Annotated in this window: 27 protein-coding genes; 19 read left to right on the forward strand and 8 right to left on the reverse strand. The window is 76.1% G+C overall.

The window, feature by feature from the left end; translation table 11 throughout:
- Positions 1–51 precede the first annotated feature (51 nt).
- From queG to HC251_RS10210, 10 genes are all read left to right on the forward strand, one after another.
- Entirely contained in the window at positions 52–1,254 is a 1,203-nt protein-coding gene (queG, locus tag HC251_RS10165; RefSeq protein WP_219945174.1) for a tRNA epoxyqueuosine(34) reductase QueG, read from the forward strand.
- A complete protein-coding gene (locus HC251_RS10170) occupies positions 1,251–2,381 on the forward strand; it encodes a glycosyltransferase family 4 protein (RefSeq protein WP_219945175.1) in 1,131 nt (376 codons plus the stop codon). The genes queG and HC251_RS10170 overlap by 4 nt, the downstream gene beginning before the upstream one ends.
- Positions 2,382–2,448: 67 nt before the next feature.
- Entirely contained in the window at positions 2,449–3,624 is a 1,176-nt protein-coding gene (locus HC251_RS10175) for a hypothetical protein (protein ID WP_219945176.1), read from the forward strand.
- Positions 3,621–4,154: a hypothetical protein gene (locus HC251_RS10180; RefSeq protein ID WP_219945177.1), complete on the forward strand. Its 534-nt coding sequence runs from the start codon at positions 3,621–3,623 to the stop codon at positions 4,152–4,154. The genes HC251_RS10175 and HC251_RS10180 overlap by 4 nt, the downstream gene beginning before the upstream one ends.
- Complete coding sequence (locus tag HC251_RS10185) at positions 4,147–4,626, forward strand: SRPBCC family protein (protein ID WP_219945178.1); 480 nt, start codon at positions 4,147–4,149, stop codon at positions 4,624–4,626. The genes HC251_RS10180 and HC251_RS10185 overlap by 8 nt, the downstream gene beginning before the upstream one ends.
- Positions 4,623–5,843, forward strand: a complete 1,221-nt coding sequence (locus tag HC251_RS10190) for an ArsA family ATPase (RefSeq protein WP_219945179.1) — start codon at positions 4,623–4,625, stop codon at positions 5,841–5,843. Before HC251_RS10185 ends, HC251_RS10190 begins: the two co-directional genes overlap by 4 nt.
- On the forward strand, positions 5,840–6,166 hold the full coding sequence (locus HC251_RS10195; protein WP_219945180.1) for a hypothetical protein: 327 nt from the start codon (positions 5,840–5,842) through the stop codon (positions 6,164–6,166). The genes HC251_RS10190 and HC251_RS10195 overlap by 4 nt, the downstream gene beginning before the upstream one ends.
- Positions 6,167–6,175: 9 nt before the next feature.
- A complete protein-coding gene (locus HC251_RS10200; RefSeq protein WP_219945181.1) occupies positions 6,176–8,854 on the forward strand; it encodes a DUF4766 domain-containing protein in 2,679 nt (892 codons plus the stop codon).
- Positions 8,855–9,000: 146 nt separating this feature from the next.
- Positions 9,001–10,119, forward strand: a complete 1,119-nt coding sequence (locus HC251_RS10205; RefSeq protein ID WP_219945182.1) for a hypothetical protein — start codon at positions 9,001–9,003, stop codon at positions 10,117–10,119.
- A gap of 23 nt (positions 10,120–10,142) precedes the next feature.
- Complete coding sequence (locus tag HC251_RS10210; protein ID WP_255566719.1) at positions 10,143–11,111, forward strand: ROK family protein; 969 nt, start codon at positions 10,143–10,145, stop codon at positions 11,109–11,111.
- A gap of 32 nt (positions 11,112–11,143) precedes the next feature.
- Here the strand turns inward: HC251_RS10210 and HC251_RS10215 are convergent, their stop codons facing one another.
- Positions 11,144–11,644 carry an inorganic diphosphatase gene (locus tag HC251_RS10215; protein ID WP_219945184.1) on the reverse strand — a complete coding sequence of 167 codons (501 nt, stop codon included), beginning with the start codon at positions 11,642–11,644 and terminating at the stop codon, positions 11,144–11,146.
- 65 nt (positions 11,645–11,709) lie between these two features.
- Between HC251_RS10215 and HC251_RS10220 the strand changes: the two genes are divergently transcribed.
- Complete coding sequence (locus HC251_RS10220) at positions 11,710–12,888, forward strand: aminotransferase class I/II-fold pyridoxal phosphate-dependent enzyme (RefSeq protein WP_219945185.1); 1,179 nt, start codon at positions 11,710–11,712, stop codon at positions 12,886–12,888.
- A gap of 254 nt (positions 12,889–13,142) precedes the next feature.
- Here HC251_RS10220 and HC251_RS10225 read toward each other — a convergent pair whose 3' ends face one another.
- Positions 13,143–13,775, reverse strand: coding sequence for a TetR/AcrR family transcriptional regulator (locus HC251_RS10225; protein WP_219945186.1), 633 nt, complete (start codon positions 13,773–13,775; stop codon positions 13,143–13,145).
- Between the two features lie 147 nt (positions 13,776–13,922).
- Between HC251_RS10225 and HC251_RS10230 the strand changes: the two genes are divergently transcribed.
- Both HC251_RS10230 and HC251_RS25565 read left to right on the forward strand, forming a co-directional pair.
- Positions 13,923–14,606: a hypothetical protein gene (locus tag HC251_RS10230; protein ID WP_219945187.1), complete on the forward strand. Its 684-nt coding sequence runs from the start codon at positions 13,923–13,925 to the stop codon at positions 14,604–14,606.
- A 40-nt stretch (positions 14,607–14,646) separates the two neighbouring features.
- On the forward strand, positions 14,647–14,772 hold the full coding sequence (locus tag HC251_RS25565; RefSeq protein ID WP_255566670.1) for a hypothetical protein: 126 nt from the start codon (positions 14,647–14,649) through the stop codon (positions 14,770–14,772).
- Positions 14,773–14,819: 47 nt separating this feature from the next.
- Here HC251_RS25565 and glpK read toward each other — a convergent pair whose 3' ends face one another.
- A complete protein-coding gene (gene glpK, locus HC251_RS10235; RefSeq protein ID WP_255566671.1) occupies positions 14,820–16,313 on the reverse strand; it encodes a glycerol kinase GlpK in 1,494 nt (497 codons plus the stop codon).
- 142 nt (positions 16,314–16,455) lie between these two features.
- On the opposite strand from glpK, the gene HC251_RS10240 reads away from it, so the two are divergent.
- The gene (locus tag HC251_RS10240) at positions 16,456–17,484 is read left to right on the forward strand and encodes a 6-phosphofructokinase (RefSeq protein ID WP_219945189.1); all 1,029 of its coding nucleotides are present in this window, start codon (positions 16,456–16,458) and stop codon (positions 17,482–17,484) included.
- Positions 17,485–17,503: 19 nt separating this feature from the next.
- Here HC251_RS10240 and HC251_RS10245 read toward each other — a convergent pair whose 3' ends face one another.
- The 5 genes from HC251_RS10245 to HC251_RS25980 form a co-directional block, all read right to left on the reverse strand.
- Positions 17,504–18,067 (reverse strand): GerMN domain-containing protein, encoded by a 564-nt coding sequence (locus tag HC251_RS10245; RefSeq protein ID WP_219945190.1) that lies wholly within the window; start codon positions 18,065–18,067, stop codon positions 17,504–17,506.
- Positions 18,064–19,482: a HAMP domain-containing sensor histidine kinase gene (locus HC251_RS10250; RefSeq protein ID WP_219945191.1), complete on the reverse strand. Its 1,419-nt coding sequence runs from the start codon at positions 19,480–19,482 to the stop codon at positions 18,064–18,066. The genes HC251_RS10245 and HC251_RS10250 overlap by 4 nt, the downstream gene beginning before the upstream one ends.
- A complete protein-coding gene (locus HC251_RS10255) occupies positions 19,483–20,163 on the reverse strand; it encodes a response regulator transcription factor (protein WP_255566672.1) in 681 nt (226 codons plus the stop codon).
- 77 nt (positions 20,164–20,240) lie between these two features.
- Complete coding sequence (locus HC251_RS10260; protein WP_219945193.1) at positions 20,241–21,041, reverse strand: inositol monophosphatase family protein; 801 nt, start codon at positions 21,039–21,041, stop codon at positions 20,241–20,243.
- On the reverse strand, positions 21,038–21,412 hold the full coding sequence (locus HC251_RS25980; RefSeq protein WP_219945194.1) for a hypothetical protein: 375 nt from the start codon (positions 21,410–21,412) through the stop codon (positions 21,038–21,040). The genes HC251_RS10260 and HC251_RS25980 overlap by 4 nt, the downstream gene beginning before the upstream one ends.
- Before the next feature lie 111 nt (positions 21,413–21,523).
- On the opposite strand from HC251_RS25980, the gene HC251_RS10270 reads away from it, so the two are divergent.
- The 5 genes from HC251_RS10270 to HC251_RS10290 all read left to right on the forward strand — a co-directional run bounded on the left by HC251_RS10270 (position 21,524) and on the right by HC251_RS10290 (position 25,352).
- Entirely contained in the window at positions 21,524–22,294 is a 771-nt protein-coding gene (locus HC251_RS10270) for a polyprenol monophosphomannose synthase (protein WP_370651278.1), read from the forward strand.
- Positions 22,291–22,863, forward strand: coding sequence for an NUDIX hydrolase (locus HC251_RS10275; RefSeq protein ID WP_219945196.1), 573 nt, complete (start codon positions 22,291–22,293; stop codon positions 22,861–22,863). The genes HC251_RS10270 and HC251_RS10275 overlap by 4 nt, the downstream gene beginning before the upstream one ends.
- 99 nt (positions 22,864–22,962) lie before the next feature.
- Positions 22,963–23,502 carry a hypothetical protein gene (locus tag HC251_RS10280; RefSeq protein ID WP_219945197.1) on the forward strand — a complete coding sequence of 180 codons (540 nt, stop codon included), beginning with the start codon at positions 22,963–22,965 and terminating at the stop codon, positions 23,500–23,502.
- The gene (locus tag HC251_RS10285) at positions 23,466–24,836 is read left to right on the forward strand and encodes a DNA polymerase IV (protein WP_255566673.1); all 1,371 of its coding nucleotides are present in this window, start codon (positions 23,466–23,468) and stop codon (positions 24,834–24,836) included. The genes HC251_RS10280 and HC251_RS10285 overlap by 37 nt, the downstream gene beginning before the upstream one ends.
- Positions 24,837–24,968: 132 nt before the next feature.
- Positions 24,969–25,352 carry a DUF3040 domain-containing protein gene (locus HC251_RS10290; RefSeq protein WP_219945199.1) on the forward strand — a complete coding sequence of 128 codons (384 nt, stop codon included), beginning with the start codon at positions 24,969–24,971 and terminating at the stop codon, positions 25,350–25,352.
- Positions 25,353–25,581 lie beyond the last annotated feature (229 nt).

Genomic DNA, 25,581 nt, shown 5'->3' on the forward strand with positions numbered 1-25,581 from the left:
GTGTGACAGTGGGGCGTGACAACGAGGGTGCGCACCACCCACCATGGGGCCGTGCCCGCCTCCTCCGTCGCCACCTCGTCGCGGGCGCCGGCCGCCGACCTGGCGGCGCGCCTGGCCGCCGCAGGCCGCGACGGCGGGCTGGACGCCGTCGGCATCACCACGGCCGAGCCCTTCGCCGAGACCCGTGAGCACCTCGAGACCCGCCGCCGCGCCGGTCTCCACGGCGGGATGGCGTTCACCTACCGGAACCCGGCCCGGTCGACCGACCCCCGCGCCCTGCTGCCCTCGGCCCGCGCCCTGGTCGCCGGGGCCCGGGCCTACGGCGCCGGCCCCGTCCCACCGCCCCCGGGGCCGCGGCCCCACGGGCGCGTCGCCCGCTACGCCTGGGGCGACCACTACGCCGAGCTCGAGGCCGGCCTCGGCGCCGTGGCCGACGTCCTGCGGGCCGACGGGTGGAGGGCGTTGGTGGTGGCCGACCAGAACCACCTCGTCGACCGGGCCGTCGCCCACCGGGCCGGGCTGGGCTGGTACGGCAAGAGCAGCCTGCTCCTCCTCCCCGGCGCCGGCAGCTGGTTCGTGCTCGGCGCCGTCGTCACCGACGCCCCGCTCGCCCCGACCGCCTCCGAGCCGGTGGCCGACGGCTGCGGGTCGTGCACCCGGTGCTCCGACGGGTGCCCGACCGGCGCCATCGTCGCCCCCGGGGTCGTCGACGCCCGCCGGTGCCTGGCCTGGGTGGTCCAGGCGCCCGGGCCGCTGCCCCGCCCGCTGCGGGTGCCCCTGGGCGATCGGATCTACGGCTGCGACGAGTGCCAGGACGTGTGCCCGCCGAACCGGGTGGAGCTGCGCCGCCACCGCCGGGGCGAGGCCGCCCCCGATGCCCACGACCCCCGCCACGCCCACGACGAGCGCTCCGACCGGCCCTGGGTCGACCTGCTCGACCTGGTGGCGGCGTCGGACGCCGAGATCCTCGATCGCCACGGGCGGTGGTACATCGCCGGCCGGGACCCCCGCTGGGTCCGGCGCAACGCCCTGGTCGCCCTGGGCAACGTGACCGACCCCCGGGACCCGGCCGTCGCCGCCGCCCTGCGGGCCACCCTGACCGGCCCCGACGACCTCCTCGCCGCCCACGCCGCCTGGGCCGCCCGCCGGCTCGGGCGCGACGACCTCCTCGAGGGCCTCGACGCGGGCGACCGCCCCGACCTGGCGGCCGAGCTCCTCGCCCCCGCCCCACCCCGGCGCACCGCGACCCGATGAGGCACCTGCTCGTCACCAACGACTTCCCCCCGAAGGACGGCGGGATCCAGCAGTACCTGTGGGAGCTGTGGCGCCGGCTGCCGGCCGACGAGGTCACCGTCCTCACCACCCCCCACCCCGACGCCGCCCGCTGGGACGCCGAGCAGGCGTTCCGGATCGAGCGGGCGTCGGCCTCGGTCCTGCTCCCGACGCCGGGCCTGGCCGACCGGGTCCGGAGCCTCGCCGACGAGGTCGGCGCCGACCTCGTGCTCCTCGACCCGGCCCTCCCGCTCGGCCACCTCGGACCCCGCCTCGGACGGCCCTACGGGATCGTGCTCCACGGCGCCGAGGTGACCGTCCCGGGCCGCACCGTCCTGGCCCGGCGGTCCCTGGCCAAGGTCCTGGTGGGCGCCGAGATCGTCGTGGCCGCCGGCGGGTACCCCGCCGACGAGGGCGAGCGGGCCGCCCGGCGAGGCCTCCCGGTGGTGGTGGTGCCGCCCGGCGTCGACACCGAGCGGTTCCGGCCGGCGTCGGCGGCGGAGCGGGCCGCGACGCGCGACGCCTTCGACGTCGCCCCCGATGCCGAGCTGGTCGTCTCCATCAGCCGGCTGGTGCCGCGCAAGGGGATGGACGTCCTCATCGACGCCGCCGCCCGGCTCCGGGACCGGCGCCCCCGGCTGCAGGTGCTGATCGCCGGCGCCGGGCGGGACGCGACTCGCCTCCAGCGGCGCATCGACAGCACCGCGGCACCGGTCCGGCTGGTGGGCCGGATCGCCGAGGACGACAAGCCCCGCCTGCTGGCCGCCGCCGACCTGTTCGCCATGCTGTGCCGGGACCGGTGGGCCGGGCTCGAGCAGGAGGGCTTCGGCATCGTGTTCCTGGAGGCGGCGGCCTGCGGGGTGGCCCAGGTCGCCGGGGCCAGCGGGGGAGCGGCCGAGGCGGTGGCCGACGGGATCACCGGCCGGGTCGTGGCCGACCCGACCGACGTGGGGGCGGTGGCCGCCGCCGTCGAGGGCTTCCTGGACGACCCGGCGGCGCGGGCCGCGGCCGGCCGGGCCGCTCGGGTGCGCGCCGTGGAGGAGTTCTCCTACGACGGGCTGGCCCGGACCCTCGGGTCGGCCCTCGACGAGCTCCGCCGGCCCGTCTGATCGACCGGGCCCGGCGGCGGGACGGCCGGACTCGACGGCGCCGGGGCCGGCGGGCAGGATCGGCGCCGTGCTGACCCCGCCGACCTTCGCCGCCGCCCTGGTCAGCGGGCTGCGCGCCCACGGTGACGGCCCCGCCGCGCCGGACGGGCGGCGCTGGTCGGCACAGGCCGACGACGCCCGGACTCTGGCGCTCGGGTTGGCCGAGGCCGGGATCGGGCCCGGCACCGTCGTCCGGGTCGCGGTCGGCCCCGCACCGGCGGCGCGGGTGGCCGCCGAGACCGCCGTCCTGGCCGTCGGGGCCGCGCTGGCCACCGACGATGCCGTCGACCGCGACGTCGAGCTCGACGACGCCGAGGTGCGCGGCGCCGGGCCCGACCGGCCGCTCGCCGAGGTCCGCGCCGCGGGGACCGAGGTCGACCGGCGCCGCCCCGACGCCCACGAGGTGCGGCTCGCCTCCGTCGCGCCCGACGAGGTGGCGCTCCGGGGCGCCGGCCTCGTCGTCACCCAGGCGCAGGCCGTCTGGGCCCTCCGCAGCGTCGCGGCCTGGGTCGGCCCCGCCGTGCCCGACGGCCCCCGCGTCGTCGTCGCCCCGCCCGTCGACGCGACCCCCGCCGCCGCCCTGGTCGGCCGGTGGTGGCCGGCCACGGCCGGGGCGGTGCTCGCGGCACCGGCGACCGACGTGGCCGCGACGGCCCGCCGCCTCGACCCGGACATCATCGTCGGGGACGCCGCCCTGTGGGCCGCCCTGGCCGACGCCGTCCGGGTCGCCGCCGCCCGCACCCGCCCCGGGACCGCCCTGCTCCGGCGGGGGCGGGCGCTCGCCGCCGGCGAGGCGTCGGGAGCGGTCGAGCGGCTCGGGCGCGGCCTGGCCGAGCGCCGGGCGGGGGAGCGGGTGCGGGTCGCCGCCGGGCTCGAGGGGCTCGCCCTCGGGATCTGCCTCGGTCCGCTCGACCTGGGCACCGGGCGGGACCTGGCCGCCGTGGGGCTGCCCGTCGTGGCCACCTGGGTGGAGCCCGGCGTGCTGGCCCCGGTCGCGTCGGGCCCGCGCGCCCGCCCGACGCCGGCCGAGCCCTGGGCCCGGCCCCTGCCCGGCCGCACCGTCGCCGTCGGCCCGCCGCCGGTGGTGCACGGCGGCGACCTGGGCGCCGAGGGGGTCGTCGCCGTGTCGGCCGTCGAGGTGGACGGCCGGGGGCGCGTGCGCCTGCCCCGACCCGTGCCCCCGACCGGCGGGCGCAGGCGATGAGCGACGCGACCGTCGAGGGGGGTGACCCGATGCCCGCCGCGCTCCCCGGCCGGCTCCTGGTCCGGCTGTCGTGGGCCGGCACCGCCGTCACCTGCGTCACCTCGGTCGCCAACGCCCTCACCGGCGACCGGGACCACTACGCCCTGTCGGCCGTCCCCGCCCTGGTGCTCCTGGGCCTGGGCTGCGTCGCCTTCGTGGCCGCCTTCCTCATCGCCGTCGAGCGCAGCCGCACCGAGGAGATCGGCGTCGGCGGGCTCTTCTTCCTCGAAGGCTGCGCCCCCCGCCGGGTCCAGGTGGTGATGATGGCGTCGGTGGCCGTGCAGGCCGTGGTGCCCCTCGCCGTGGCCGTCGTCCGCCCCTTCACCGCCTTCGCCGTCCTGGCCCCCGTGTGGTCGCTCGGTCTGGCCGGCCTGTGGGGCGCCCGGCACGGCACGTTCCCGCCCCGCCGCCGACGCGACGGCGACGATGGGCCAGACTCTCGCCAGGACGCGACCGTCGACGACCGAAGGGAGGCCCCCGGCCATGGGTGATTCGGTCCGGGAGCACACGACCATCGCCGCCCCCATCGGGGACGTGCTCAGCGTGCTCCACGCCATCGAGAGCTACCCCGACTGGGCGCGCGACCTGAAGGAGGCCACCGTGCTGGCCCGCGACGCCGAGGGGCGGGCGACCCAGGCGCGGTTCCGGGCCGCCGGGTTCGGCTACAGCACGCACTACACGCTCGACTACGACCACTCGGTGCCGGGTCGGTTGGCCTGGCGCCAGTCCTCGGGCGAGGTCACCCGCAAGCTCGACGGCCACTACGACCTGGTCGACAACGGCGACGGCACCACCGACGTGGCCTACGAGCTCGAGGTCGAGCTGATCATCCCCGTGCCCGGGTTCGTGAAGCGCCGCACCGCCCACAAGATCACCCACACCGCGCTGCCGGCGCTCAAGGCGCGGGTCGAGGGCGATCCCGAGCCGCCCGCGGTGACCAGCGAGCCCGACAGCGCCCGATGAGCGGGGGGCGCCCGGGCGACCGGGCGAGCCGGACCCTCCTCTTCACCGGCAAGGGTGGCGTGGGCAAGACGACCGTCGCCGCCGCCACCGCGGTCCGCTGCGCCGACGCCGGCGCCCGGACCATCGTCCTCTCGACCGACCCGGCCCACTCGCTGGCCGACTCGCTCGACGTCGAGCTGGGCTCCCACCCGACGCCCGTCGTCGACGGCCTGTGGGGCCAGCAGCTCGACGCCCGGGAGCGGATGGAGGAGTCCTGGGGCGACATCAAGGGCTGGCTCGCCGACGTCTTCGAGTGGGCCGGCGTCGACGGGGTCGAGGCCGAGGAGCTGGCCCTGCTGCCGGGTCTCGAGGAGGTCTTCGGGCTGGTCGACATCAAGGGCTACGTCGACGGCGGCGAGTGGGACGTCATCGTCGTCGACTGCGCGCCGACGGCGGAGACCATCCGGCTGCTGTCGCTGCCCGACGTCCTCCGCTGGTACATGGAGCGGGTCTTCCCGACGAGCCGGCGCCTGCACCGGGCCGTCGGCCCCGTCCTGTCGCGGGTGACGTCGCTGCCGGTCGCCGGGGATGCCGTGTTCGGCTCGGCCGAGCGGTTCTACGCCCGCCTGGACGGCGTCAAGGAGATCCTGGCCGACACCGAGCGCACCAGCGTCCGGCTCGTCGTGAACCCCGAGCGCATGGTCGTCGCCGAGGCCCGGCGGACCGCCACCTACCTGTCGCTGTTCGGGTACGGCGTCGATGCCGTGGTCGCCAACCGGTTGCTGCCCGACGGCATCACCGACCCGTGGTTCGACCGGTGGAAGGAGAGCCACGCCGAGCACCTGACCGCCATCGACGAGGGGTTCGCCCCGCTGCCCGTGCTGCGGGCCGACCTGGCGGGGGAGGAGGTCGTCGGGCTGGAGCGGCTCCGGGCCTTCGGTGCTGCCCTGTACGGCGAGCAGGACCCGGCGACCCGCCTGCACGACGGGTCCCCGCTGCGCATCGAGACCCGCGACGCCGACGTCGTGCTCCTCCTCGACCTCCCGTTCGCCGACCACGACGAGCTCGACCTGGGCCGCCACGCCGACGAGCTCATCGTCACCGTCGGTCCCTACCGCCGGGCCATCGTGCTGCCCGACTCGCTGCGCGGCCGGTCGGTGACCGGCGCCAAGCTCGACGCCGGAACCCTCACCGTCACGTTCGGGGCGGCGCGCCCCCCGACCCGGAGGTCATCGTGACCGACGACGACGCCGCCGAGGCCCCCGACGGGGGCGGCCCTCAAGAAGGGGCCGCTCGCGACCGATCAGAGCAGGGTCGGTCCCCCGGGGTCGACGCCCTGCAAGCTGCGGCACGGGAGGCGATCGACGCCACCCGCGCCCTCCTCGACGTCGCGGAGGCCCTGGTGAACGATCCCGAGATGGCGGACCGGCTCGGCTCCGTCGTGCGCGCCGCCACCGGTGCCGCGGCGCGGGCGGCCCGGGCCGCGGGGACCGACCGGAGCGCCGCGACCGACGGGCCGGACGACGATGGCGACGGGGTGCAGCGCATCCCGGTGTCCTAGGAGGACCCAGTGAAGATCCTGCGCCTGACCGGCTCCCAGCCCCGCCCCTGGGCGGTCGACCTGCAGCCCCGCCTCACCGTGGTGCACGGCCTGGCCCCCGAGGTGGCCGGGCCGGTGCGCGCCGCCATCGACGCCCTGGTCCGCGCCCGGCTGACCTCGCCGGAGCTGGCGGCGTCGGGCCTCGGCGGCCTCGTCGCCGTGGCCGGCGAGCATGCGAGTGGCCCAGGGGGAAGTGCCGGCGAGCATGCGAGTGGCCCAGGGGGAAGTGCCGGCGAGCATGCGAGTGGCCCAGGGGGAAGTGCCGGCGAGCATGCGAGTGGCCCAGGGGGAAGTGCCGGCGAGCATGCGAGTGGCCGGGGGGGCAGTGCCGGCGAGCGCGAGGTCTCGGTGGCCGAGATCGCGGGCTGGACCCCGGGCCTCGTGCCCGCCGGACCGCTCCGCGGGTCCGACCTCCGCGACGGCGTCCTCGCCCTGGCCCAGGGCCGGTCCCGGGCCCTCGACTCCGAGCTGGCCGCGGCCGAGGCCGAGCTGGCCGCCGCCGAGGCGGCCCTCGCCGAGGTCCTGCGGGCCGACACCGCCACAGCCGACCGCAGCCGGCCCGCCGCCGATCGCTGGCGCGACCGCGAGGAGGCGGCCACGGCGCTGCGGGCCGCCCGCCGGCGCCTGGCCGACGCCGTGAGCGCCGCCGCCGAGTCCGACGCCGCCCAGGCCGGACCCTCCGGACCGACGCCCGAGCTGGGTCGCCTGCTCGCCGAGCAGGACCGCCTGGCGACCGAGCGCATCACCTCCGCCCAGGCCGCCCGGGCCGCCGCCATCGCCGCCCGGGACGACGCCGAGGCCGAGCGGGCCCGCCTCGCCGGGGCCACCGCCGCCGAGCTGGCCGACCTGCGGGCCGAGCTGGCCGAGGTCGAGCGACGCTGCGTCGAGATGGCGCCCAGCGCGGCGCCGGCGGCCCCGGACCGCCAGGCCCTGCTCGACCGGCGGGCCTTCCTCACCTCCGAGATCGAGGCCCTCACCGCCCAGCGATCGGACCAGGTCGCGGCGGCGCTCGCCGCGGCCGAGGCCCACCAGGGCATCGCCGTGGTCGAGGCGGCCCGGGTGGCCGTCGAGTGGGAGCGGGTCCGTGACCTGGTCGCCGAGGCGGCCGCCGCCCCGCCGCCGCCTCCGCGCCCGACGGCGCCGGCCGCGCCGGTGCAGATGTCCGAGGTCAGCTCAGCCCGACTGGCCCGCGCCCACGACGAGGTGACCTCGGCCCGACGGGCCGTGGCCGAGGCCAACGGCGCCTCGCCCCTCGATCCCAACGACGTCGAGGCGCTCGAGGCCGCCCACGCCGAGGTCCTGTCGGCCTGGGAGGGCAGCGAGCGCCGGATCGGCGTGGGCCGGGCCCGCCGCCGGCTGGAGGACGCCCAGCTGGCCGAGCGGGAGATCCTCGCCCGCATGGGGTTCGCGTCCTACACCGAGTTCATGGTCTCGGGTCGGGCGTCGGGCACCCACTCCCAGCTCGACGCCGAGGAGGCCCGCCGCAACCTGCGCGACGCCGAGGCCCGCCTGGCCCAGGTGCAGGCGACGATCGAGCAGGAGCTCGAGGCGGCGCGCGCCGCGGCTGCACCGGCCGACCCCGCCGGCAGCTGGGACGCCGCCGCCGCCCAGGGACGCCTGTCGGCGACCCTCGCCGCCCTGCGCGCCCGAGCCGTCGACCTGCTCGGCGAGGACCCGGGCGAGGACGTGGCCGGCGCCCTGCGCGACCGCATCTCCACCGACCCGCTGCCCGACCTGCGCCTGGCGCTCGACGAGGTCGGCGTGCCGCTGGGTGAGGTCCTCAGCCGGGAGGCGGTCCTGGGCCGGGCCCGCGACTGGATCGCCCGGACCCGCGCCGACGCCACCCGGCGCGACGGCCTCGAGGCGGCCCTCGCCGAGATCGACGCCCAGATCGCCGCCCACGACGCCGCCGACGCGGCGCGCCGTTCCTGGGAGGACCTCGTCGCCCGGCGCGACGCCCTGCGCCAGCGGGTCGCCGCCTCCGAGATCTCCTCCGATGCCATCGAGGCGGCCGACGAGCGCCTGGCCGTCGACCGGGCCGAGGTCGAGCGGGCCGAGCAGGCCCTCGCCGAGGCCGAGGCCGACGCCCGCCGCCGCGCCCTGCCGACGACCTGGGGCGACGAGCCGGCGCCGAGGGCGACGCCGACCGACCCGTCCGTCCTGGCCGGCCTGGAGGGCGACGCCCGCGACGCCCAGACCGCCCTCGACGTCGCCCTGTCGCACCTCCTGTCGCCCCGCACACCTGCGGGCGACGACCCCGACGCCGCCATCGGCCGGGCCGAGGCCCGGGTGGCCCTGGCCCGGCTCGAGGTGGACTCGCTCCGGTCGATCCAGGCCTCCCGCCCCGCCGTCCCCGACGACGAGGTCGACGTCGACGCCCTGGTGTGGCGGGTGCTGTCGGTGCTGGCCAGCCACCAGGCCGCCGCGGTCCCCGGCGGCCCCGGGCCCGCTCCGCTGGTGCTCGACGAGCCCTTCGGCGACCTCGACCCCGACGACGCCACCGCGCTCTGCGACGCCCTCGTCGGACCCTCGCACGCCGTGCAGGTGATCATCGTGACCGATCGGGACGACGTGGCCGACTGGGCCCGGTCCACCACCGGAGACGGGGTCGGCCTGGCCGCCGCCGACCTCACCCGCAGCCCCGTCTGAGCCGGCAGGTCGTCCGGCCCGACGGGGTCGGGTCCTTCGGCCCTGCGCACCGTCCGCCGGGTGCCTACGATCGGGCCACCGAGCAGTCCGCCTCGACGCTCCGACGCCGGCGGCGGCCCGCTCGGCCCGCCACCAATGGAGGTTCCGTGACCGCGATCACCGAGAGCACCTTGCGCACCCTGTCGGGCTTCGAAGCGGGAGGTGAACCGGTCACGACCTGCTACCTCGACGTGGACGGACGACGATTGCTCACCCAGCGCGACGTCGAGCACGAGCTCGACGGGGTCCTGCGCCAGGCGCGGAACCGGGCCAACGGGACCTCGTCGGTGCACGCCGACCTCGATCGCATCGAGGGGTTCGTCAAGGGTGGGTTCGACCGGTCCCGGGTGCGGGGCCTGGCCCTCTTCTCCTGCGCGGCCCGGGACCTGTTCGAGGTCGTGCCCCTCCCGGTGCGGGTCCGGAGCCGGGTGGTCGTCAACGAGCAGCCGGCCGTCGGCCAGCTCGAGGCCATCGCCGAGGAGAGCCGGCGCTTCGGCGTCCTCCTCGTCGACCGCCAGCGGGCCCGCATGTTCGTCTTCGAGCTCGACGAGCTGGTCGAGCACACCGAGCAGGAGGACGAGCTGCCCCGCGACTACGACACCCGCGGCGAGCGCGAGCGCGGTGGCGTCACCCCGCACGTCGACGCCATGGCCTCGCAGCACGTGCGCAACGCCGCCGCCCTGGCCTTCAAGGTGTACCAGGACAAGGGGTTCGACCACATCTGCATCGGTGCGTCCGACGACCTCGTCGGCGACGTCGAGGCCGCCCTCCACGCCTACCTGCGCGAGCGTCTGGTCGGGCGCATCAACGTCACCCCGCAGGCCAGCCTCGACACCGTGCAGAAGGCCGTCGTCGAGCTGGAGGAGGCGACCGAGCGGGCCCGCGAGGCGGCCCTCGTCCACCGGCTGCTCGACACCGTCGGCTCGGGCGGCAAGGCCGTGACCGGGCTGGGGCCCGTCCTCGGGGCGCTCAACGAGCGTCGGGTCGAGCACCTCGTCGTGTCGCACGAGTACGAGGCCGAGGGCTGGCGCTGCGAGGCCACCGGCGCCCTCCACGACGTCCGGCCGCACCGCAGCGGCGACGGCGAGCCCGGGCTCCGCCCGATCCAGGACGTCGTCGAGGAGGCCATCGACGACGCGCTGGCCCAGGGGGCCAAGGTGGAGATCTGCGTGGGCAACGCCGATCTCGACGTCCACGGGCGCATCGGCGCCCTCCTCCGCTACTGACCGCCGACGCGCCCGGCGGCCCGCTGGTCGTCGGTCTCGACCTCGGCGGCACCAAGCTCCTCGGCGTGGCCCTCGACCCGGGCCACCAGGGGAGCGAGGCGGTCGTCGAGGGCAAGGTGGCCACGCCCACCGGCACCGACGAGGTCCTGGAGGCGATCGCCGGGCTGGTGGCCGACCTCCGCCAGCGCGCCCACGAGGCCACCGGTCGCGACGTGCGGGCCGTGGGCCTCGGTGCCCCGGGGCTGGTCGACCGGGCGGGCACCTTCCGCTACGGCCCCAACCTGCCCGGCGTCGTCGGGGTGCCCCTCGCGGCCGAGCTGGGGGAGCGGTCCGGGCTGCCCGTGGTCGTGGACAACGACGCCACGTGCGCGGCCTGGGGCGAGCACGAGCGGGGTGCGGCCCGGGGCCGGAACCACTCGCTCGTGATCACCTTGGGCACCGGGATCGGCGGGGGCATGACGGTGAAGGGCGAGCCCCTGCGCGGGGCCTACGGCTTCGCCGGCGAGCCCGGGCACATGGTGGTGGACCCCACCGGGCCCGAGTGCCCCTGCGGGCGGCGAGGCTGCTGGGAGCGGTACGCCTCCGGGACCGGGTTGGGGTGGCTGGCCCGCGAGGCGGTCCGGACCGGCCAGGCGCCGAGCGACACCGACTTCGTCGCCCGGGCCGGGGGTGACCTCGCCGCCGTGCGGGGGGAGCACGTGGTGGCCGCCGCCCGTGCCGGCGACGGTGACGCCGGTGCCGTCCTCGACACCTTCGGCGACTGGCTCGGCCTCGGCGTGGCCAACCTGGTGAACGTGCTCGACTCCGAGATCGTGGTGGTCGGCGGGGGCGTGTCCGAGGCGGCCGACCTGTTCCTCGACCGGGCCCGCCAGCGGGTCCGGGAGATGGCGCTGGGCGGCGAGCGGCGACCCCGCGTCCCGCTCGTGGCGGCCAAGCTCGGCGAGCAGGCCGGGGCGGTCGGCGCCGCCCTCCTCGCCGCCCTGCGCACGTAGACCGCGCCCGGCGGCGGGACCGCCCCGTCGGATCAGCTGGGGTAGTAGTCCTCGTCGATGGCCCGCTGGATGCTGGCCGTGATCTCGGCCTTGGCCTCGTCGGCGCCCTCGAAGCCCCGGACGTCGGCCCACTTGCCGGGCTCCAGGGCCTTGTAGATCGTGAAGAAGTGCTCGATCTCCTGGGTGAGGTGGCTCGGGAGGTCGCCGATGTCCTGCACGTGGTCCCAGCGGGGGTCGTCGCCCACGACGCAGATGATCTTGGCGTCGGGGCCGGCGTCGTCCTCCATCCAGAACACGCCGACGGGGCGGCACCCGATCACGCACCCCGGGAACGTCGGCTCGTCCAGGATGACCAGCGCGTCGAGCGGGTCGCCGTCCTCGCCGAGGGTCCGGTCGACGAAGCCGTACTCCGCCGGGTAGACGGTGGCCGAGAACAGTCGTCGGTCGAGGCGGATGCGTCCGGTGGCGTGGTCGAGCTCGTACTTGTTGCGGGTTCCCCGGGGGATCTCCACCACGACGTCGATGCGGTCCATGGGTCGATCCTGCCACCGCTCGGATGCCGCTGGGGGTGGCGGGGGGCCAGCAGTAGGGTGCCGCCATGGAGTTCCGCCGGATCACGGGCCTGCCCCCGTACGTCTTCACCATCATCGACGGGTTGAAGGTGGAGGCCCGGCGAGCCGGTCAGGACGTGATCGACCTGGGGTTCGGCAACCCCGACCTGCCGTCGCCGACGGTCGCCGTCGAGAAGCTGGCCGAGGCGGCCCGCAACCCCAGGAACCACCGGTACTCGTCGAGCCGGGGCATCCCGAAGCTGCGCGAGGCGGTCGCCGACCTCTACATCCGACGCTTCGGCGTCGCCCTCGACCCCGAGCGCGAGATCCTCACGACCATCGGGGCCAAGGAGGGCTTCAGCCACCTGATGTGGGTGCTGCTGGGCCCGGGCGACTCGGCCCTCGTGCCGGCGCCGTCGTACCCGATCCACATCTGGGGGCCGCTGTTCGCCGGGGCCGGCGTGCAGTACATCCCCATGGGCGGCGGCGACCGCGACCTGATCGGCGAGATCACCGAGGCCATCGACAGCTCGTGGCCCCGCCCCCGCGTCCTGGTCGTCTCGTTCCCCCACAACCCGACCACGACGTGCGTGGACCTCGACTTCTTCCAGCGCCTGGTCGACCTGGCCAAGGAGAAGGAGATCGTCATCGTCCACGACAACGCCTACGCCGAGCTGGGCTTCGACGGGTACCAGCCGCCGTCGATCCTCCAGGCCGACGGGGCCAAGGACGTCGCCGTCGAGCTGTACTCGATGACCAAGTCGTTCTCGATGGCCGGCTGGCGCGTCGCCTACCTCGTCGGCAACGCCGAGATCGTGGCCGCCCTCCAGAAGCTGAAGTCGTACCTCGACTACGGCGCCTTCCAGCCGGTGCAGATCGCCGCCACCGTCACCCTCAACGAGGACACCGAGCACCCGGCCGAGGTCCAGCAGATCTACCAGAAGCGGCGCGACGCCCTCTGCGACGGGCTGGCCCGCATCGGCTGGGAGATGGAGCCGCCCCGGGGCACGATGTTCGCCTGGGCGCCGATCCCCGAGCCCTACCGCGAGATGGGCTCGGTCGAGTTCTGCTCGTTCCTCGTGCGCGAGGCGCACGTCGCCACCTCGCCCGGGGTCGGCTTCGGCCCCGGCGGCGAGGGCCACGTCCGCTTCGCCCTCATCGAGAACGAGCAGCGCATCGGCCAGGGCATCCGCAACCTCAAGCGGGCCCTCACCAAGCTCGGGTAGTCCTTCTCGTCACTCGCTCGCTGGCGCTCGCTCCGTTCCTCGAGCTGACGGTGCCTCGCTGCGCTCGGCGCTGAACACCTTCCCGGCGGCGGACGGCTCGTTCCTCGCCGACACGCTCGCCTCTGCGGAGGGAGACCGCCCGCACCCCCCAGCGGCTGCGCCGGGCCGGGACGCGTCGCGGGTCATCTGGCGGCATCGCGTGCACGCGGCCTCTGATGGCTCGCCTGCGGGCTCTCGCCGGCCTCGTCGGGGGGCTAGGCGAGGGTGCCGGTGGGGGCGCCGAGGATGCCGCCCATGCAGAAGCGCACGGCGGCGTCGATGACCGGCGTGGGGTCGCTGTCGGGGTCGGCGTGGATCAGCGAGGCGCACAGGTGCTGGGTGACGCCGACGATCGAGCGGGCCAGCAGGTCGGGGTCGGCCTCGGGGATGCGGCCCTCGGCGATGGCCCGGCGGAGCGGGGCGGCGGCGTCGGCCGCGGCGATGTCCTCGCCCTTGCGCAGCCCGGCGGTGAAGCGCTCCTCGGTGGCGGCGAAGCGGATGAGGGTGACGAGGTCCCGGTGCGCCGCCATCCACTCCATGCCCGTCCTGATGCCCCGCTCCATCTGCTCGACGGGGTCGTCGACGTCGGCGATGGCGTCGCGCTGGATCCGCCGGCGGGCCTTCTGCCCGGCCCGGAGGATCTCGGCCAGCAGGGCCTCCTTGGACGGGAAGTACCAGTAGAAGACGCCCTTGCCCACGCCGACGGCCTCGACCACGTCGGCCACCGAGGTCGGGTGGTAGCCGTCCTTGGCGAACAGGTGGGTGGCGACGTCGATGATCTGACGCCGCCGCTCCTCGCCGCGAGCGGTCAGACGCCGATCGTCGCTCTTGACGTCCTCGCTCTCCACCGACCCGAGGCTACTGCCTTGACCGTCCAGTCAAGGGCACCCGTGCCGACGTGCACCCGCCAGGCCCCCCGGGCGGTCGTCGGATGACAACACTGCCGTCCCGCGGAGGAAACACCGAGTTCACACGCCCTCCGTAGGTTCGTCGCCATGGAGACCTACGTCGTGCGAGTCTGGCTCCCCGACCGACCGGGTGCGCTGGGTGCGGTAGCGAGCCGCATCGGGGCGGTGCGGGGGGACGTCATCGGCATCGACATCCTCGAGACCGGCGACGGCGTGGCCGTCGACGAGCTGGTCGTCCGGTTGCCCCAGGGCTCGCTGGTGGACCTGCTGGTCACCGAGATCCAGGAGGTCGACGGCGTCACCGTCGAGGACGTCAAGGCCGCCGACGCCACCGGGCGGGACCCCCGCCTCGACGCCCTCGAGACCGCCGCCATGATCTGCGGCGCCGACACCATGGACGAGCTGCTGCGGGCCCTCGTGGTCCACGGCAGCCGCACCCTCGGCGCCGACTGGGCGGCCGTGGTCGACCTGGCCTCGGGCGAGGTCCGGGCCACCGCCGGGTCGACGCCCACCGAGGCCTGGCTCTCGGCGTTCGTCACCGGCGCCCGGGCGGGCGGCGACGACCAGCAGGCCGTGGGCGGTGCGGATGTCGCCTGGGCCCCGCTCCCCGGCGTCGACCTGGCCCTCGTGGCCGGGCGCACCGGGACCCCGTTCCGGGCCAAGGAGCGCCGGCAGGTCGCAGCCTTGGCCCGCGTGGCCGGCACCCGGGCCCGCGAGGTCGGCCGCGCTCGCTCGCTGCGGGCCCACCCGAGCGTCACCAGCACGCCCTAGCCCGCCTCCGACCCGACCCGCCCGCACGAGAGGCCGCACCATGAAGAGCCCCACCCCCTCGACCATCCTCGTGAAGCGGGGTCTGGTCCGACCGCCGGCCCCCAAGCCCAGCTCGCCCGCCATGAGCCGGCGCGGCCGCTGGTCACCGCCCCTGCCCCAGGACTGACCGGCGGCCGGCGCCGGTGCGGTCCGCCGGGTCGGCGTGGTCGGCGGTCAGTCGGGGGGCTCCCAGGCCCGGCTGCGGGCCACGGCCTCGAGCCAGCGGGCGTGCGACGCGTCGGCGGTGGTCCGGTCCGCCGCCGGGGCCACGGGCTCGTCGCCGGCCCACAGCTCGGCCAGCTCCGCGGTCGAGCCCCACAGGCCCTCGGCCAGCCCGGCCAGGTAGGCGGCGCCCAGCGCCGTGGTCTCGGGCACGGCGGCCCGGGTGACGGGCACGCCGAGCTGGTCGGCCTGGAGGCGGAGGAGCAGGTCGGCGGCCGAGGCGCCCCCGTCGGCCCGGAGCTCGGCCACCGGGTGGCCCGAGGCGGCGGACATGGCGTCGACGACGTCGCGGGTCTGGAACGCCATGGCCTCGACCACCGCCCGGGCGACGTGGGCCCGGGTCGTGCCCCGCGTGAAGCCGACGAGCAGCCCCCGGGCGTAGGGATCCCACCAGGGGCTCCCCAGGCCGGTGAAGGCGGGGACGAGGTACACGCCGTCGGTCGAGTCGACCGTCTCGGCCAGCGGCCCGACCTCGGCGGCCTCGCCGATCAGCCCCAGCCCGTCCCGCAGCCACTGGACGGCCGAGCCGGTGGAGAAGATGGCGCCCTCGTAGGCGTAGTCGGTGCGGGGCGGCTCGCTCGCCGTGCCGCCGAGCGTCCACGCCACGGTCGTCAGCAGGCCCTCGACCGGGTCGGGGCAGGTGGGGCCCACGTTCATGAGGACGAACGAGCCGGTGCCGTAGGTGTTCTTGGTCATGCCCGGGGAGAAGCAGGCCTGGCCGAAGAGGGCGGCCTGCTGGTCGCCGGCGATGCCGCTGATGGGGATGCCCGAGGGCAGGCCGGTGTCGCCGACGGTCTTGCCGAAGCGCCCCGACGACGGCAGGACCTCGGGCAGGGCCGACCGGGGCACCGAGAACAGGTCGCACAGCTCGTCGGACCACTCCAGGGTGCGGATGTCGTAGAGCATCGTGCGGCTGGCGTTGGACGGCTCGGTGGCGAACACGTTGCCCCCGGTCAGGTTCCAGAGCAGCCAGGCGTCGATGGTGCCGATGCACAGGTCGGGACCGGCGGGCACGCCCCCCTCGGTGAGGAGCCACTCGGCCTTGCTGGCGGAGAAGTACGGGTCGAGGACGAGCCCGGTCGCCGGCCGCACGGTGGCGAGGGCGCCGTCGGCGGCCAGGGCGTCGCAGCGCGCCGCCGTCCGCCGGTCCTGCCACACGATGGCCCGGTGGTACGGCCGCCCCGTCCGTCGGGACCAGGCCACCACCGTCTCCCGCTGGTCGGTGATGCCGATGGCGGCCACGGGCTGCTCGAGGTCGGTGATGAGCCGGTTGGTGACGGCGACCACCGAGGTCCAGATCTCGGTGGCGTCGTGCTCCACCCACCCCGGACGGGGGAAGTGCTGGGTGAACTCCTGGTACCGGTACCCGACGGGCGCCCCGGCCTCGTCGACGGCGAAGGCGCGGACACCGGTGGTGCCGGCGTCGAGGGCGATCACGACGGCCACGACGGGAGGATAGGCCGGCGCGACCGCCACCCTCGGGCTGGTGGGCGGGGTCGGAGGAGGGGAGCGCCTCCCTCGCCGGGACGGGTCGGCGGGCCTCGTCGCGCCGGTCCGGGCGGTCGGGGGAGCCCGGTAACGTGGCCCGATGCGACTCGGAGTGCTGACGAGCGGTGGCGACTGCCCGGGGCTGAACGCCGTCATCAGGGCGGTCGTGCGCAAGGTCGAGCGGGACCTCGACGGCACCGTCATCGGCTTCCGCGACGGCTACCTGGGGCTCATGGAGGACCGCTACGAGGTGCTGACCGTGGACCGCTGCCGGGGGATCCTGCCCCGCGGCGGCACCATCCTCGGCACCAGTCGCCACCAGCCCTACGGCGTGGACGGCGGGGTCGACATGGTCCGGCGGACGGTGGCCAAGCGCGGCCTCGACGGCCTGGTCGTCATCGGCGGCAACGGCAGCCTGGGCGCCGGCCGCGACCTCCAGGACGACGGCGTGCCCGTGGTCGGGGTCCCCAAGACGATCGACAACGACCTCGGCTGCACGGAGGTGACCTTCGGGTTCGACACCGCCGTCACCACCGCCACCGAGGCCATCGACCGGCTCCACACCACCGCCGAGTCCCACGACCGGGTGATGCTGGTCGAGGTCATGGGCCGCCACGTGGGCCACATCGCCACCTGGAGCGGCATCGCCGGCGGGGCGTCGATGATCCTCGTGCCCGAGGAGCCCTTCGACCTCGACGAGGTGTGCGCCGCGCTGGTCCGCCGGCACGAGTCGGGGCGCTTCGCCTCGATCGTCGTGGTGGCCGAGGGGGCCGTCCCCGTCGAGGGCACCTTCACCCTCCCCGACCCGGGCATCGACGAGTTCGGTCACCAGCGCCTGGGCGGCATCGCCCACCTCCTCGCCCCCGAGATCGCGGCCCGCACCGGTTTCGACACCAAGGTCGTGGTGCTGGGCTACCTCCAGCGGGGCGGGACCCCGACGCCGGCCGACCGGGTCCTGGCCACCCGCTTCGGCGTCGCCGCCGCCGAGGCCGCGTCCGACGGGGACTGGGGGACCATGGTCGCCATCCGCGCCGGGCGCATCATCCGGGTGCCGCTCACCGAGGCCGTCGCCGAGCCCAAGGTCGTGGCGCCCGACATCCACGACGTGGGCAAGATCTTCTTCGCCTGAGCAGGCCCGGTGCGGTCGGTCAGCCGGCCTCGAGGGTGGCGTAGTCCTCGGCCTCGACGACCTCGGTCGGCGTCTCGTTCACGGTGGGGGCGGCGTCCACGGGCTGGCCCTCGACGAGGAAGCGCACCCCCTCCACGCCGGGCAGCTCGGTGAGCGTCAGGACCACCTGGGCGTAGGCGTACAGCGCGTCGGGGACGAGGAGCTCGCCCCACTCGGCGCTGAGGTCGACGGCGAGGATGCCGTCCTCCTCGGTCACCCCCACGATCGTGGTGAGCGCCGGGATCTGCGTCTGCAACCCATCGGCCTCCTCCTCCTCGCTGGTGGGCAGGAGGAGGGCCTCCAGCACCGTCACCGGCGTCTTCGCCCCCTCGAGGGCTCGCGGGCGGGGGACCAGGCGCTCGTCGTTGTTGACCAGGTACACCTGGGCGGTCGTGTCGCCCAGCTCGGGCTGGGGGTCGGCGGCGGGCGGCGTCGCCTCGTCGGCCAGCGGCCGGGGCTCCCCGTCGGTGGGGATGCCGCACCCGGCGAGCAGGGCGACGAGGAGGGCCAGGAGGGCGACGGGGGCGGAGCGGGCGCGGATCATGCCCGGGCCACCGGCAGCTGGACGACGAAGCGGGCCCCGGGCTCGCCGTCGGGCCGGTCCTCGACCCAGGTCCGGCCCCCGTGGAGGCGGGCGTGCTCGGCCACGAGGGCCAGGCCCAACCCGACGCCGTCGCCGGTGGCGCTGCGCCGCCCGGCCCCGGCGCCGCGGGAGAAGCGGTCGAAGATGCGCTCCCGGTCCTCGGGGGCGACGCCCGGACCGCTGTCCTCGACGGCGATCAGCACGCTGTCGCCGGCCGACTCCACCGCCACGCGGCACGCCCCGCCGCCGTAGGCGTCGGCGTTGCCCAGGAGGTTGTCGAGGATCCGCACCAACCGCCGCTTGTCGGCGCGCACCACCATCCCGGCCAGGGCGGCGTCGATCTCGACCGTGGGCGGGTCGTCGCTGCGGTGCAGGTTGACCGCCTGGCGGACCAGCTCGGGCAGCCGCACCTCCTCGAGCGACAGGCGGGCCACGCCGGCGTCGAACCGGGAGATCTCGAGCAGGTCGTCGACGAGCTGCTGGAAGCGGGCGACGTCGGCCTCCATCAGGTCGAGGGCCGAGCGGGAGGGGTCGTCGGGCATCTCGTCCCGCCGCGACGCCAGGACGGAGACGGACGCGGCCAGCGTCATCAGCGGGCTGCGCAGCTCGTGGCTGACGTCGGAGGCGAACCGGCCGTCGCGGTCGATGCGCTCCTCGAGGGCCTGGGCCATGTGGTTGAACGACGAGACGAGCACGTTGAGGTCGGGGTCGTCGGTGCCCTCCAGCCGGGTGTCGAGGCGGCCGCCGGCGATGGCCTCGGCGGCCAGGCCCACGTTGGCCAGCGGGCGGAGGGTCCGGCGGCTGAGCCAGTAGCCGAGCGTGCCGCCGACGAGGGTGGTGACGACCGAGGCCCCGAACAGGGAGACGGCGAGGGAGCGGAGGGTGTCCTCGAGCTCCTCGAACGACACGACCTCGTAGTAGGTGGCGGTGCCGTCGCTGATCGGGACGCCGAGGATCAGGTTCGGCTCCCCGCCCACGGTGACGAGCATGCGGGCCGCCTCGCCCGCCTCCACCGTCCGCCGGAGCTCGTCGGGGATCACGTCGACGCCGGTGCTGGGCTGGATGATGATCGGGTCCTCGCCCTCGATCTCGAGGACGGGTCGGGCGCTGGTCTGGGCCCGCACCGACTGGAGGGCGAGCTCGAGGTCGGCGTTGCTGTTGATGGCGCCGGCGACGGTCTCGGCGTCCTGGCGCACCTGGCGGGTGGCGGCCGCCTCGCGCTGGTTGACCAGGTTCTCCCGGGTGAGCCCCCAGGTGGTCCCGGCCATCAGCGCCGACAGCACCGCGGTGGTGGCGGCGAAGGCGAAGGTGATGCGCGCTCGCAGGCCGAGCCGGGCCGGGAGGGGCGGCCCGAAGCGTCGACTCCGTGGGGCCACCTACGTCTGCAGCTTGTAGCCGAGGCCCCGCACCGTGACGACGTGGCGGGGGTTGGCCGCGTCGGCCTCGACCTTGGTGCGCAGCCGCCGGACGTGGACGTCGACGAGACGGCCGTCGGCGAAGTACCCGTGGCCCCACACCCGCTCGAGCAGGACCTCGCGCGACAGCACCCGTCCGGGGCTGTTGGCCAGCTCCAGCAGCAGGCGGAACTCGGTCTTGGTGAGGTGGACCTCCTCGCCCCCCCGCCGCACGACGCCCTCCTCGGGGACGATCTCGAGGTCGCCGAAGCGGAGGTGGGTGGCGCCCGAGTCCGTGGTCCGGACCCGGCGGAGGAGGGCCCGGATCCGGGCCGAGAGCTCCTTGGGCTGGAACGGCTTGGTGAGGTAGTCGTCGGCGCCGGCCTCGAGCCCGGCCACGATGTCGTGGGTGTCGTCGCGGGCGGTGACCATGATGATGGGCACGTCGCTGATGCGGCGGATCGACCGGCACACCTCGAACCCGTCGACGCCCGGCAGCATGATGTCGATCAGCACCACGTCGGTGGGGGCCTGGGAGAACCGCTCGAGGGCGTCCTCACCGGTCTCGGCCTCGTCGACCTTCCAGCCCTCGTCCTCGAGGGCGAGCTTCACCGCGGTCCGGATGCGTTCGTCGTCTTCGACCGTCAAGATGCGGGTCGCCACCCCTGCATCGTGCCTCATGGAGGGTGGTCGCGTCGCGCACCGTCCGTTTCCCGGCCGTGCTGCGCCGGCGTTGCGCCTTACGGGAGCTCGCCGGCGGCGTCGAGGAGGTCCCGCAGAGGGCCGAACAGGGCCGGCCCCGAGGCCACGATCGTGGCCTCCGGCAGGGAGGCGGGGAGGGGGCGATCGCCGACGGTCCCCACCACCGCCCCGGCCTCGGACGCCACCAGTGCCCCGGCGGCCCAGTCCCACGCCTTGAGGTTGCGCTCGTAGTAGCCGTCGAGGCGCCCGCACGCGACCCAGCAGAGGTCGATGGCGGCGGCGCCGACCCGGCGGATGTCACGGACGCGGGGGAGCAGGTGGGCCAGGACGGCGGCCTGGCGGGTCCGCTCGACCGGGTCGTAGCCGAAGCCCGTCCCCACCAGGGCGAGGCCCAGGTCGGCGACACCGGTGCAGCGGATCGGGTGGCCGTTGCGGGTGGCCCCCTCGCCCCGGGCGGCGGCGAAGGTGTCGCCGTGGAGCGGGTCCACGACCACCCCGGCGACGACGGTGCCGTCGACGGCGGCGGCGATGGAGACGTTGCAGCCGGGGATGCCGTACATGAAGTCGACGGTGCCGTCGATGGGGTCGATGATCCAGCGGACCCCCGAGGTGCCGGGCCGGTCGGCCCCCTCCTCGCCCAGGACGCCGTCGTCGGGGCGGGCGGCGAGCAGCGACGAGACGATGAGGGCCTCGACCTCCTGGTCCACCTCGGTGACGGGGTCGGTGGCGGTCGACTTGGTGGTGATCCGCAGGTCGGCGGCGCCGGCGCGGGCGGCGACCCGGGCCCCGGCCTCGGTCGCCACCGCCAGAGCCAGGTCGCGCAGACCGGCGGGGGTCACGTCCGGCGGCCGGAGACGTTGCGCGACGGGGGCGGCTCGCGCCCCTCGGCCCGGGCCCGCTCCTCGATCGTCTTCCACTCGGTCATGGCCCGCAGCACCAGCACCGCCACCACGGCCACGCCGACGGCCGCGAGCACGGCGCCGACCACGCCGCCGACGACCGGGGCGAGGCCGCCGCCGCCGTCGGCGTCGGGCCCGGCGTCGGCGGAGGCCTGGAGGTCGACGACCCCGTAGCCGATGAGGCCCCCGCAGATCCCGGCCACGACGATGGCCACGACGGCGAGGGCGCGGGCGGCCGTCGGGGGGGCGGCGGAGGGCAGTGCCGTCGATCCCGGCGGCCGCTCCGGTGGGGTCGTGGACGGGGCGGGCATGGTGCGTCCGACGGTAGCGGTGGGCCCTCGTGCCGGCGCAGCCGGAGCGTCCGAGGCCCGCGCCCGGGGGATGCGAGACATGTGCGGGCCGACGGCAGCGGCCTCCTAGAGTTGCCCGTCGTGCCGGTCCTCGTGATCATCCCGACCTACGACGAGGCGGAGAACATCGCCGACGTCATCGGTCGGGTCCGCGCCGCCGTCCCCGAGGCCCACGTGCTGGTGGTCGACGACAACAGCCCCGACGGCACCGCCGACCTGGCCGAGGCGGCCGGGGCCGAGGTCGGGCAGGTCGACGTGCTGCGCCGGGCGGAGAAGGGCGGGCTGGGACCCGCCTACCGGGCCGGGTTCGCCTGGGGGCTCGCCCGCGGGTTCACCGTGCTGGTCGAGATGGACGCCGACCTCTCCCACGAGCCCGAGGCCCTGCCCGACCTGCTGGCCGCCGTCGACGCCGGCGCCGACCTGGCCATCGGGAGCCGGTACGTCCCCGGCGGCGCCGTCCCCGGGTGGCCCCGCCACCGGTTGGCCCTGTCGCGGGCGGGCAACCTGTACGTCTCGGCCGCCCTCGGCATCAAGGTCCGCGACGCCACCGCCGGGTACCGGGCCTACACCGCCGACGCCCTGCGGAGCCTGGACCTGGCCGCCATCACCAGCTACGGGTACGGCTTCCAGATCGAGATGGTCTACTCCCTGATCCGCAACGGCCACCGGGTGGTCGAGGTGCCGATCACCTTCCGCGACCGGGTGCGGGGCACCTCGAAGATGTCCCTCAGCATCGTGGGGGAGGGGCTGCGCCTCGTCGCCTGGTGGGGGCTGCGCGACCGGGTCCTCAGCCGCCGTCGGGGCCTGGGTGGCCGGGCCCCCGAGGAGGGGCCGGGGTCATGACGTCCGACCACGACCCCGGGCGCCCGCCCGAGGCCCCCGAGCCCCGCCGGTGGCTCGTCGGCGGGGGACTCGTGGTCTCCGGGGGCGCCGTGCTCCTCGTCCAGAACCGCCGGCGCGACGGCCGGCTGGACTGGTCACCGCCGGGGGGCGTCATCGACGCCGGCGAGGGCCTGCTGGCCGGGCTGACGCGCGAGGTCGAGGAGGAGACCGGCCTCCGCATCGGGGCCTGGTCCGGGCCGGCGTACCGCATCGAGGCCGAGGCCCCCGACATGGGCTGGCACCTCACCGTCGAGGCCCACGTGGCCGAGGTGGTCGAGGGTGACCTCGTCGTCGCCGACCCCGACGGGATCGTGGTCGACGCCCGGTTCGTCGACCCCGACGAGTGCGTCGCCCTGGTCGGCGGGTCGCCGCAGTGGGTGCGCGAGCCCCTCTGCGAGTGGCTCCGGGGCGCGGCGGACCGAGGGGCGTCCTGGTCCTACCGGGTCACCGGGGCCCTCGGGGGCGAGCGCCGGATCGCCGTCGAGCGCCTGTCCGGGCCGACGCCCGGACGCCCCACCGACGCCGGCTGAGGTCGGCCCCCGGGTGGGCCACCCCCGGCGGTCGCAGGGTGGGGGCGCGCCGCACCCGGCTACCGTCGACACCGTCCCCCACCCGGAGGTACGGCGACTGTGCGCGCCCCCCTGACCCCCGCCCGCCGGCGTCGCCGGACCGCCCTCATCGCCCTGGTCGCCGCCCTGACCCTCGTCGCGGCCGGGTGCGGCTCCGACGACGGCGACCAGGAGCGCACCGGCGACGACGCCACGACGACCAGCACCACCGAGGCGGCGACGACCGAGGCCGAGTCGTCGACGGCCTCGACGGCCCCGGGCACCACGGAGGCCTCCCCGACCACCCCGTCCGACGACGGGGACGGCGACGAGGGGGAGGCGACCGCGCCCGGGTCCACCGCCGGCGGGCTGGACCCCGGCGACCCCTGCTCGCTCGAGGAGGGCGACCCCGACTGCATCGACCCCGACGGCGACGGCGAGGGCACCTACCTCGTCGACGGGGCCGAGTGCGCCGCCACCGCCCCCGACATCAGCATCTGCGAGGACCTCGACGGCGACGGCGTGGCCGGCTACCCCGACGAGTACGCCGACCTGCCCACCTGCTCGGCCGACGTCCCGCCGCCGTGCAACAACGCCCCCGGCTCGAGCGACGAGGAGTAGCCACGACGAGCAAGGACGGCCCGCCGGCCGACCGGCCGGGGGCGCGGACCATCCTCCACCTCGACATGGACGCGTTCTTCGTGTCCGTCGAGCTGCTCCGCCGGCCCGAGCTCCGCGGCCAGCCGGTCGTGGTCGGGGGCAGCGGGACCCGGGGCGTCGTCGCCGCCGCGTCCTACGAGGCCCGCTCCTACGGCGTCTTCTCGGCCATGCCGTCGGCCCGGGCTCGCCGCCTGTGCCCGGACGCCGTGTTCCTGCCGGGCGACCACGCCCACTACGCCGAGGTCAGCGAGCGGGTCATGGCCATCCTGCGGTCCGTCACGCCGCTGGTCGAGCCCCTGTCGCTGGACGAGGCCTTCCTCGACGTCACCGGCGCCCGTCGGCGGGCCGGCGACGGTCCGACCATCGCCCGGGCGCTCCGCCGCCGGATCCTCGACGAGGAGCGCCTGACCTGCTCGGTCGGCGTGGCGCCGGTGAAGTTCCTGGCCAAGCTGGCCACCAACGACGCCAAGCCCCGCCCCTCCCGCACCGGCCCCGTGTTCGGCCCCGGCATCTCGGTGGTCGAACCCGGCGGTGAGCTGGCCTTCCTCCACCCCCTGCCGGTGGAGGCCCTGTGGGGCGTCGGGCCGGCGACCCTCGGCCGTCTCGAGCGCTACGGGATCCGCACCGTCGGTGATCTGGCCCAGATGCCCCTCGCCACCCTCGAGGGCGCCGTCGGCAAGGCCCACGGGCGTCACCTCCACGACCTGGCCCACGCCGTGGACCCCCGGTCGGTCGAACCCGCCCAGGAGCTGAAGTCCATCAGCCACGAGGAGACCTACCCCACCGACCGCTTCGACCCCGCCGAGCTCCGCACCGAGGCCGTCCGCATGGCCGACGCCGTGGCGGCCCGCCTGCGGCGCCACGGGACGGTGGCCCGGACCGTCACCGTCAAGGTCCGCTTCGGCGACTTCCGCACCATCACCCGCAGCGCCACCCCGCCCGACGCCGTCGCCACCGGCCCGGCCGTGGCCCGGGTGGCCAAGGACCTCCTCGCCCTGGTCGACGTCAGCCCCGGGGTCCGCCTCCTGGGGGTCGGGGTGTCGAACCTGGTGTCCCCCGGAGCGGGGACCGGCACCCAGCTCAGCCTGCTCGACGCCCTCGGGGAGGGCGGCGCCGACGGCCCGGCCCCGGCCGAGCCGGACGCCGCCGCCTGGGCGGCCGCCACCGACGCCGTCGACCGGGCCCGCGAGCGCTACGGCGCCGACGCCGTCGTGCCCGCGTCGCTGGCCAGCCCCACGGGCATCCACGTGCGCCGCCGCGGCGACCAGCAGTGGGGGCCTGACCAGGAAGGGTGACCCCCCTCTGGGCCGGACGGGGGACCCGTCGTTTCACCCGCGGTGCGCGTTGTCGGTGGTGCTCGGCTGTGCGAGAGTAGGGGCACTCGTCAGGGCCGACGCCGTCCGGTGGGGATGGGTGAAGGGAACGACATGCCGCTCTCGGAAGACGAACAGCGGATCCTCCAGCAGATCGAGCAGCAGTTCTACGACCAGGACCCCGACCTCGCCGGGGAGATGGGTCGGGCCAGCAGCCACGCCCGCCACCTGCGCGCCATGCGGTGGGCCGCCCTCTCGTTCGTCGCCGGCCTCGCCGTCCTCCTCGTCACCCTGGCCTGGGAGCACAGCTTCGTCGTGGCCCTCCTCGGCTTCGTGGTCATGCTGGGCTCGGCCCTGTGGTTCGAGCGCAGCCTCAGCGCGATGGGACGGGCCGGCATCGACCACCTGACCCAGACCCTCCGCGACCGCGGTCTCGGCGACGGCCTCCGCGGCGCCACCGAGCGCGCCCGCGAGCGGCTGCGGCGACCCGACGAGTGAGTCTCAGTCACTCGCTGGCGCGGTCTCAGTCACTCGTTCGCTGGCGCTCTCTCCGTTCCTTCGAGCTGAACGGCCCTCGCTCCGCTCGGGTCTGAAGACCTCCCCGGAGCCGGAGCCCTCGTTCCTCGGGCACACGGCTCCTCTGCGGGGGGAGACCCCCCGCCCCCCCAGCGGCTGCGCCGGGCCGGGCCTGGTCGCGGGCCATGTCCGGTCTCGTCGTGCTCGAGCG

The organism is Iamia sp. SCSIO 61187 (assembly GCF_019443745.1).
Classification (GTDB): domain Bacteria; phylum Actinomycetota; class Acidimicrobiia; order Acidimicrobiales; family Iamiaceae; genus Iamia.

What these genes read in the sequence shown, in the direction of transcription:
- HC251_RS10190 (WP_219945179.1), top strand. Translation starts at nt 4,623, where the DNA reads ATGAGCGGGGGGCGCCCGGGCGACCGGGCGAGCCGGACCCTCCTCTTC.
- HC251_RS10180 (WP_219945177.1), top strand. Translation starts at nt 3,621, where the DNA reads ATGAGCGACGCGACCGTCGAGGGGGGTGACCCGATGCCCGCCGCGCTC.
- HC251_RS10290 (WP_219945199.1), top strand. Translation starts at nt 24,969, where the DNA reads ATGCCGCTCTCGGAAGACGAACAGCGGATCCTCCAGCAGATCGAGCAG.
- HC251_RS10275 (WP_219945196.1), top strand. Translation starts at nt 22,291, where the DNA reads ATGACGTCCGACCACGACCCCGGGCGCCCGCCCGAGGCCCCCGAGCCC.
- HC251_RS10220 (WP_219945185.1), top strand. Translation starts at nt 11,710, where the DNA reads ATGGAGTTCCGCCGGATCACGGGCCTGCCCCCGTACGTCTTCACCATC.
- HC251_RS10170 (WP_219945175.1), top strand. Translation starts at nt 1,251, where the DNA reads ATGAGGCACCTGCTCGTCACCAACGACTTCCCCCCGAAGGACGGCGGG.
- HC251_RS25980 (WP_219945194.1), bottom strand. Translation starts at nt 21,412, where the DNA reads ATGCCCGCCCCGTCCACGACCCCACCGGAGCGGCCGCCGGGATCGACG.
- HC251_RS25565 (WP_255566670.1), top strand. Translation starts at nt 14,647, where the DNA reads ATGAAGAGCCCCACCCCCTCGACCATCCTCGTGAAGCGGGGTCTGGTC.
- HC251_RS10185 (WP_219945178.1), top strand. Translation starts at nt 4,147, where the DNA reads ATGGGTGATTCGGTCCGGGAGCACACGACCATCGCCGCCCCCATCGGG.
- HC251_RS10240 (WP_219945189.1), top strand. Translation starts at nt 16,456, where the DNA reads ATGCGACTCGGAGTGCTGACGAGCGGTGGCGACTGCCCGGGGCTGAAC.
- HC251_RS10230 (WP_219945187.1), top strand. Translation starts at nt 13,923, where the DNA reads ATGGAGACCTACGTCGTGCGAGTCTGGCTCCCCGACCGACCGGGTGCG.
- HC251_RS10215 (WP_219945184.1), bottom strand. Translation starts at nt 11,644, where the DNA reads ATGGACCGCATCGACGTCGTGGTGGAGATCCCCCGGGGAACCCGCAAC.
- HC251_RS10245 (WP_219945190.1), bottom strand. Translation starts at nt 18,067, where the DNA reads ATGATCCGCGCCCGCTCCGCCCCCGTCGCCCTCCTGGCCCTCCTCGTC.